The organism is Ancylobacter sp., from assembly GCF_965249975.1.
Taxonomy (GTDB): domain Bacteria; phylum Pseudomonadota; class Alphaproteobacteria; order Rhizobiales; family Xanthobacteraceae; genus Ancylobacter.
This window is the reverse complement of record NZ_CBDFNE010000001.1, coordinates 1-7730: the sequence shown is the minus strand read 5'-3', so window position 1 is coordinate 7730 and position 7730 is coordinate 1. Positions and strand designations below refer to the sequence as shown.

General features: G+C 68.2%; 8 protein-coding genes. 2 read left to right on the top strand and 6 right to left on the bottom strand.

Annotation, left to right across the window (positions count from 1 at the left end; translation table 11 throughout):
• Both ACP2AH_RS00040 and ACP2AH_RS00035 read left to right on the top strand, forming a co-directional pair.
• Window positions 1-818, top strand: an 818-nt coding sequence (locus ACP2AH_RS00040; RefSeq protein WP_425103963.1) for an aldo/keto reductase, incomplete at its 5' end; no start/stop codon positions are given.
• An 11-nt stretch (window positions 819-829) separates the two neighbouring features.
• A complete protein-coding gene (locus tag ACP2AH_RS00035) occupies window positions 830-1789 on the top strand; it encodes a phosphate acetyltransferase (protein ID WP_425103961.1) in 960 nt (319 codons plus the stop codon).
• Window positions 1790-1807: 18 nt separating this feature from the next.
• Here the strand turns inward: ACP2AH_RS00035 and ACP2AH_RS00030 are convergent, their stop codons facing one another.
• The 6 genes from ACP2AH_RS00030 to argB all read right to left on the bottom strand — a co-directional run.
• Entirely contained in the window at window positions 1808-2845 is a 1038-nt protein-coding gene (locus ACP2AH_RS00030; RefSeq protein WP_425103960.1) for an aldose 1-epimerase family protein, read from the bottom strand.
• Window positions 2846-2914: 69 nt separating this feature from the next.
• On the bottom strand, window positions 2915-4171 hold the full coding sequence (locus ACP2AH_RS00025; protein ID WP_425103959.1) for an MFS transporter: 1257 nt from the start codon (window positions 4169-4171) through the stop codon (window positions 2915-2917).
• Window positions 4172-4225: 54 nt separating this feature from the next.
• Window positions 4226-5254: a lactonase family protein gene (locus tag ACP2AH_RS00020; protein ID WP_425103958.1), complete on the bottom strand. Its 1029-nt coding sequence runs from the start codon at window positions 5252-5254 to the stop codon at window positions 4226-4228.
• Between the two features lie 56 nt (window positions 5255-5310).
• Window positions 5311-6162 (bottom strand): 2,3,4,5-tetrahydropyridine-2,6-dicarboxylate N-succinyltransferase, encoded by an 852-nt coding sequence (gene dapD / locus ACP2AH_RS00015; RefSeq protein WP_425103957.1) that lies wholly within the window; start codon window positions 6160-6162, stop codon window positions 5311-5313.
• Window positions 6163-6247: 85 nt separating this feature from the next.
• Entirely contained in the window at window positions 6248-6985 is a 738-nt protein-coding gene (locus tag ACP2AH_RS00010; RefSeq protein ID WP_425103956.1) for a pyrimidine 5'-nucleotidase, read from the bottom strand.
• The coding region (gene argB, locus ACP2AH_RS00005; protein ID WP_425103955.1) for an acetylglutamate kinase at window positions 6985-7730 on the bottom strand (746 nt) is incomplete at its 5' end. The genes argB and ACP2AH_RS00010, both read right to left, overlap by 1 nt.

The following is a 7730-nucleotide window of genomic DNA, read 5'->3' as shown; positions in this document are numbered from 1 at the left end:
ATCTCGTGATCGCCACCAAGGTTCGCTTCCGCATGGGCGACGGCCCGAATGGCGAAGGCCTCTCGCGCCGCCACATCGTCAGCCAGGCCGAGGCGAGCCTGAAGCGACTGCAGGTCGAGACGATCGATCTCTACCAGCTGCATGAATGGGACGGCCAGACGCCGCTCGAGGAGACCATGGAAGCGCTCGACACGCTCGTGCGCTCGGGCAAGGTGCGCTATGTCGGCGCGTCCAATTTCTCCGGCTGGCAGCTGATGAAGGCGATGGAGATCGCCCGCGCCAACCGCTTCGTGCCGCTCGTCAGCCAGCAGATCTACTATTCGCTCGAATCGCGCGATGCCGAATACGAGCTGATCCCGGTGACGCTCGACCAGGGTCTCGGCGTCCTCGTCTGGAGCCCCCTCGCGGGCGGCCTGCTCTCCGGCAAATATCGGCGCGGCAAGACGCCGGAGGAAGGCGGCCGTCACCTCAACGACTGGCACGAGCCGCCGCTCGCCGACGAGAACCGCCTCTACGACACGATCGAGGTGCTGGTCGAAATCGCCGAAGGCCGCGGGTCCTCCCCCGCCGAAGTCGCCCTCGCCTGGCTGCTCGGCCGGCCGGGCGTCACCTCGGTGATCATCGGCGCCCGCCACGAGCATCAGCTGACGCGCAATCTCGGCGCCGCCGAGCTGAAGCTGACCGACGAGGAGCGGGCAAAGCTCGACGCCGTCAGCCTTCAGCGGCTGATCTATCCCTATTGGCATCAGCTGGCGAGCGCGGCCGACCGGCTGGGTCCGCCGGAGCTCAGCCTGATCAGCTCCTACATGAAACGCTGAGGCGCATGATGATGGGTGACGACGACGCGGCGCTTCGGCATGCGAAATATGACCGCTTGATCGCGGCGGCGCAGGCGCTGCCGCGGCTCCGCGTCGCCGTCGCGCATCCCTGCGACGCCGTCGCGCTCGGCGCGGCGATCGAGGCCGCCGAGCTCGGCCTCATGGATCCGATCCTGGTTGCGCCGCCCGGCAAGCTCGCGGCGACGGCGGCAGCGATCGACGCCGACCTCTCCCGCTTCCGCTGCGTCGAGGCGGCGCACAGCCATGACGCCGCCGAAAAGGCCGTTGCGCTGGTGCGGAGCGGCGAGGCCGACGCGCTGATGAAGGGCAGCCTGCATACCGACGAGCTGATGGGCGCCGTCGTTGCCCGCGAGACGGGGCTGCGCACCGGCCGGCGCATCAGCCATTGCTTCGTCATGGACGTTCCAAATCATGACGATCCGCTGATCATCACCGATGCGGCCGTCAACATCGCGCCCAGCCTCGAGGAGAAGCGTCACATCGTCCAGAACGCCATCGACCTCGCCGCGGCGCTCCGGTTTGGCGAGGCGCGGGTGGCGGTGCTCTCGGCGATGGAGACCGTCAATCCGGACGTTCCCTCGACGATCGAGGCGGCGGCGCTCTGCAAGATGGCCGATCGCGGCCAGATCACCGGCGGGGTCGTCGACGGGCCGCTCGCTCTCGACAATGCGATCGATCTGGGATCAGCGGCGATCAAGCAGATCCGCTCGCCCGTTGCCGGCCGCGCCAATATCCTGGTGGTGCCGGATCTCGAAGCCGGCAACATGTTGGCTAAAAGCCTCACCTTTCTCGCCGGCGCCGACGCGGCCGGCATCGTGCTCGGCGCGCGCGTGCCGATCATCCTGACGAGCCGTGCCGACAGTGCCGAAGCGCGCCTCGCCTCCGCGGCCGTCGCCGCGCTGCTCGCGGATTACCAGCGCTCCTCGCTCGCAGCGGCTCTGAAGGCCTGAGGACGACCTGCGCCGTCGTCAGATCTCGGACGTCACCGTGATCGCCAGCCCATAGTCGCGGCTGCCGCGCGCCTCGATGGTCTCGGTGACGAGCTCGCCATTCTCGATGCGCGGCAGCGCGGTGCCGGGCTCGATACCGAGCGCGAAGACGCCGGACTGGTAGGAGCGCCAGACGACCAGCGAGGGAAGCTGGGCCTGCCGGTAGGCGAGCTCGACGCCGATGCCGATCGCCGGATTGCGGAGGCCGACGGCGAGGTCGCCCCGCCCGTCCGGCGGCAGCGTCAAATGATCGACGATCTCTCGGGTCTCCGGCCGCGGGCGGGGCGGCAGCGCGGCGAAGCGTCCGGCGAAATCACCGAAAGCGCCGGTCAGCTCGGTCGTCGCGTCGAGGAGCGGATAGCCGAAATTGCAGTGATAGAGCAGCGCATGCGGCGCCGGGTTGAAGCCGCAATTCGCCACGCGATCGGCGATTGTGATGGTCCGGCCATAGAGACCGAGCTCGACCCGCCGATGCAGTTCGAGCACGTCGCCGAAGACGCCCGATTGACGGACGACGCCCTCGGCGAAGATTACGCCCGCATCGGCATCGAGACCGTAGCCGACGAGGCGGGCCGGCAGGGACGCGATCTCGCCATGCTGCGGATAATCGCGCTGGGGACGGTGCGGGCTGACGGCGGTGTCGCCCGCAGCACGGCGGGGCGGGCCATAGTAGGAGAGGCCGCAGGTGACGAGGAAACCGTCGAAATTGCGCAGGAAGCCGTAGCCGTCCTCGCTCGACGGCAGTTGCGCGGGAAAGCGCATCTGGTTCTGCGAGTGCCAGCCGAGCTGCACCTGGCCGAGGCTCAGTGCCGAAAGATCGAAGCCGCGGTCAACGGCGATCTCGAAGCCGATCCCCGCTGCATTCCGGGCGACGAGCAGCCGCTGCCCGCGGCCGGGCCCGTCCTCGAGCCGCATCAGGCGGATTTCGCCGAGCGCGCGGAGATCGGGAGACTTCGCGGCGAGGTCGGCGTCGGCGGACGCGATCTCAGGCAGGCGGTGCGAGAGCGGCTCGGGCATGGCGGGCGACCTTCTGGCGGGCGGTTCCGACGACTCGTAGCCTGTTCGCGGCGGAGGCGCCATCGCCCGTCAGTGGCCGGCCGCCGGCTCTTCGCGCGGTATGGCGAACCGAACCACGACGACCGAGGCGAAGGCGATCAGCCCGAACAGGATCATCGGCAGTTCGGGCGTGATGCCGGTCAGCGCCGAGCCGCCCATGACGCCGATGCCTTCGCCGAGAAAACCGAGCGCGGTGTTATTGCCCATCACCGCGCCCTGCCGCTCGGGACCCACCCTTGCCGAGAGGAGCCCGCTCAAGGCGCTGAAGCCGACGGCGAAGGCGATGCTGGCAAGGCCGCCGAAGCCGACCGCCACGGCGACGCCACCCGGCAGCAGAGATAGGAACACGCCGAAGCCGCCGATAAGCGTCGCAAGGATGCCGAGCCGCCGCATGTCGATGCGACCGACGAGGATCGGCAGCAGCACGAGATTGCCGAGACCGGCGGTGACGGCGAGGAGAGCATAGTCGATCGTCACCTGCCCGACCGTCAGGTCGAACATGTCGACGAGATATTCCGTGACGACCCGCCAGAAGCCCATCGACGCGACGAAAAGCAGGAAATTGGCGAGGTAATAGGCGCGGAGCGGCCAGTCGGTGAAGAGCGTCCCGAGATTGCCGAGGCTGGCGCCGATCGGCACCTGCCGCGCCGAGGAATCGGGTGTCCGCGTCTCGCGGAAGAAGAGCAGCACCAGCAGGAAGGTCGCGGCGAGCACGCCGACCATCGCGGCGAAGGGTACGAGATAGCCGAAATGTGCCGCGGCGAACCCGCCGAGCACCGGGCCGAGCACATAGGAGACGCTGGTGACCGACCACAGATAGCCGAGATATTTCGGCCTTTCCTCCTTGGTGGTCGCATCGGCGATGGCGCTGGTGCCGATCGCGGCATTGGCCTCGCCGAGCCCGCAGAGGATGAGCGCCGCCCCGAGCAGCCAGAGCATATGCATGGCAAGCGCCGAGGCGATCAGCGCATAGGCGATCGTCGTCACCGCCAGAGATGCCACGAGCACGGGCCGGCGACCATAACGATCGGACAGGGCGCCGAGCACGGGCGAACCGATGACCTGCGCCATCGGATAGAGCATCAGCAGGAGGCCGACCAGCATCGCCCGCTGACCTGCCGTCGAGCCCTCCGGCGCATAGGTCGAGCCGGGCGAGAGGATCATCGGCACGAACAGCGTCGCCATCATGGCGTAGCCGAGATAGGAGATGCCGACGACGCCATAGACCGGTGCCACCCGGGCGAGCACCGGCGACGGCGGTGTTGCATCCGATGTGATGGCACTCACGCGAGCCTCCGTCGCTTCGTTGGGTGGTTTCCGGGCGCGCCTGCCGTCAGGCCATCAGAAGAGTAGCAGCCAGCCGGGGCCGGGACACTCGAACAACGGCTCGGCCGCGCCGGCGAAACCCTCTCCGGTGAGGCCGAGCGCGGTAACGAGGTTCGAATCCCAATTCGCGACGAGGCAACGGTCTCCGAGAACGAGGAGATGCTGCGGCCAGGCGCCGCCCGATTCGACCTCGGCCACGAGACGCGGCGCAGCGGAGGTCACGTCGAAGGCAGCGATGGTATCGTGCCCGCGATTGGCGAGATAGACGAAGTGGCCGTCTTCGGAGCGCTGCACGTCGCCCGGATAGTTGCGCGGCGTGCGGCTGCGGGCCGCGCCGCGGCGCAGGGTGCTGGCGGTGCTCTCCCAGACAGCCGGCCGTGCCATGGACCCGACGACCAGGCTGGAGCCGAGTTCGCCGGACAGCACGAGCCGGCCATCGGGCAGGAAAACGCCGTGGCGCGGCCCGCTTCCCGCTGGCGCCGCCAGCGGTTCGATCGGCGTGAGCATCCGGTCGACGGACGACCCCAGGTCAAACGCGAAGCGCCGGACGAGGTCGGCGCCGAGATCGACGACGAGCATCAGCCCGTCATGGAAGAGGACCTGATGCGGATGGGCCGCCTCCTGCCGCTCGGCGTCCGGCCCCTGCCCTTCGAGCACCAGCGAGGCCGTGTCGCCGAAGCTGCCATCGCTCGAAAGCGCGATCAGCGTCAGCGTACTGGAGCCATAGTTCGCGGCAACCAGCAGGCGACCGCTCGGATCGACGGCGAGATGGCAGGGATCCTCGCCGCTCGGAATCTCGCCGAGCGGGACCGCTGCCCCGTCTGCGACGCGCCACGCCATGACGGCGCCGCGCGCGCTCACCGTGCCATAGACGATGGGCAGCACCGGATGGCGGCAGAGCGAAGAGAGCTGGCCGACGGTCGCGAGCTGTCGGCCGCGCCATTCGCCGCCCTCGGAGCCGAACTGCCAGAGACCATGCTCCGGCGCTGTCCCGCGCGCCGCGACCAGCACGCTCCGTCCCTGTTCCAAAGTGACCATCGCCATGGACAGGTGCTCCGTTCTTGTGCTCCGCCGGACGCGGACCGAAACCGGCGCTTCGCTCAGTCGCGCAGCAGTTCGTTGACCGAGGTCTTGGCGCGGGTGCGCTCGTCGACGCGCTTCACGATGACGGCGCAATAGAGCGACGGGCCGGGCGTGCCGTCCGGCAGCGGCCGGCCGGGAAGCGAGCCCGACACCACGACCGAATAAGGCGGCACGCGGCCCATATGGATCTCACCGGTCTCGCGGTCGACGATCTTGGTCGAGGCACCGATGAAGACGCCCATGGAAAGCACGGAGCCCTCGCCGACCACCACACCCTCGACGACCTCCGAACGCGCGCCGATGAAGCAGTTGTCCTCGATGATCGTCGGCCCGGCCTGCAGCGGCTCGAGCACGCCGCCGATGCCGACGCCGCCGGAAAGATGAACGTTCTTGCCGATCTGCGCGCAGGAGCCGACCGTGACCCAGGTATCGACCATGGTGCCGCTGTCGACATAGGCGCCGAGATTGACGAAGGACGGCATCAGGATGGCGCCGGGCGCGATATAGGCAGAGCGGCGGACGATGCAGTTCGGCACCGCGCGGAAGCCGGCCTTGGCGAAATCCTCGCCCGACCAGCCGTCGAACTTGGACGGCACCTTGTCCCACCAGGTGGAACCGTTCGGGCCGCCGGAGATCGCCGTCATCGGATTGAGGCGGAAGGAGAGCAGCACCGCCTTCTTCAGCCACTGGTTCACCACCCAGCCGCCGTCCCGCTTCTCCGCGACGCGGACGGTGCCCGCATCGAGCAGCGACAGTGCGGCGTCAACCGCGTCGCGCACTTCACCCTTGGTGGTGGTCGTGATCGCGGCGGGATCCTCGAACGCGGCCTCGATGGTCGCTTGCAGGGCGGCGGTATCGGCGATCGACATGGAGCATCCCGAAATTGGTGTGACGGCGCGCGACACTATCGGCGCCGATCGCGAAGTCAACGCCGCAGCAGCCCCGCGCGGCGCCTCAGCCGGTGGTGCGCGCCGCGAGACCGTCGACGATCGCGGTCAGGAAATCGCCGAGATGGTCGGTGATGAAGTCGATATGGGCGCCCTCGCGCCCTTCCGTCTCCCACGCCTCGGCGAGGATCGGCTCGGTGCCGCGCGGCACGACCAGTACCGTCGCCATCCCGAGCGCCTTGGGCACTTCGAGATTGCGCGCGAGATCCTCGAACATCGCCGCCTCGCCGGGCGCGATGCCGTTCTCGGCGAGGAAGCGGTCATAGGTGTCGGCATGCGGCTTCGGCACGAGGTCGGCCCGGACGATGTCGAAGATGTCCTCGAAATCAGGCTGGAGGCCGAGCCGCGCCATCACCTTCTCGGCATGGCTGCGCGAACCGTTGGTCAGGATGTAGCGCTTGCCCGGCAGGCGCGTGATCGCCGCCGCGAGCTGCGGATCGGGGGCGACCGCGGAATGGTCGATGTCGTGGACATATTCGAGGAAGTCGTCAGGCGCGATTTTGTGTTCGAGCATCAGCCCGCGCAGCGTCGTGCCATAGCGGCGGTAATAGTCGCGCTGCAGGAGCTGCGCCTCGTCCGCGGGGAGCGAGAGGAGGCGCTGGACATAGTCGCGGATGCGCACGTCCACCTGCGCGAAAAGGTTGGTGTGGCGCGGATAGAGCGTGTTGTCGAGGTCGAACACCCAGGCCTTCACCGTGGCGAAGCGAGCGAGATCAGGCGTTTGGGACAGGGTGTGGTCGCTCATCAGCGCTTCAGCAGCGTGCCGGCGCCATGCTCGGTGAAGAGTTCGAGCAGCACCGCATGCGGGGTCTTGCCATCGAGAATGACGACGCCCTCGACGCCGCGATCAAGCGCCTCGATGCAGGTCTCGACCTTCGGGATCATGCCGCCGGAAATGGTGCCGTCGGCGATCATCGCCCGCGCCTCGGCGACCGTCAGCTCCTTGATAAGCTGCTTGTGCTTGTCGAGCACACCCGGCACGTCGGTGAGGAAGAGAAGGCGCGAGGCATGCAGCGCGCCGGCGATGGCGCCGGCGAAGGTGTCGGCATTGACATTGTAGGTCTCGCCGTCCTCGCCCGCGCAGACCGGAGCGAGCACGGGGATGATCTCGGACTTCGCCAGCACTTCGAGCACTTCGGTGCGCACGGTCTTCGGTTCGCCCACGAAACCGAGATCGACGATCCGCTCGGTATGCGAATCCGGGTCCACGACCTTGCGCGTCAGCCGCGTTACCGTGACCATGTTGCCGTCCTTGCCGGTGAGGCCGATCGCGCGCCCGCCGGCTTCGGTGATCGTCTGCACGATCTCCTTGTTGATCGAGCCGGCAAGAACCATCTCGACGACCTCGACGGTCGGCTTGTCGGTGATGCGCATGCCCGCCGCCCATTCCGACTTGATGCCGAGCCGGGTGAGCATCGCGTTGATCTGCGGCCCGCCGCCATGCACGACGACCGGATTGATGCCAGCGAGCTTCAGGAGCGTGATGTCCT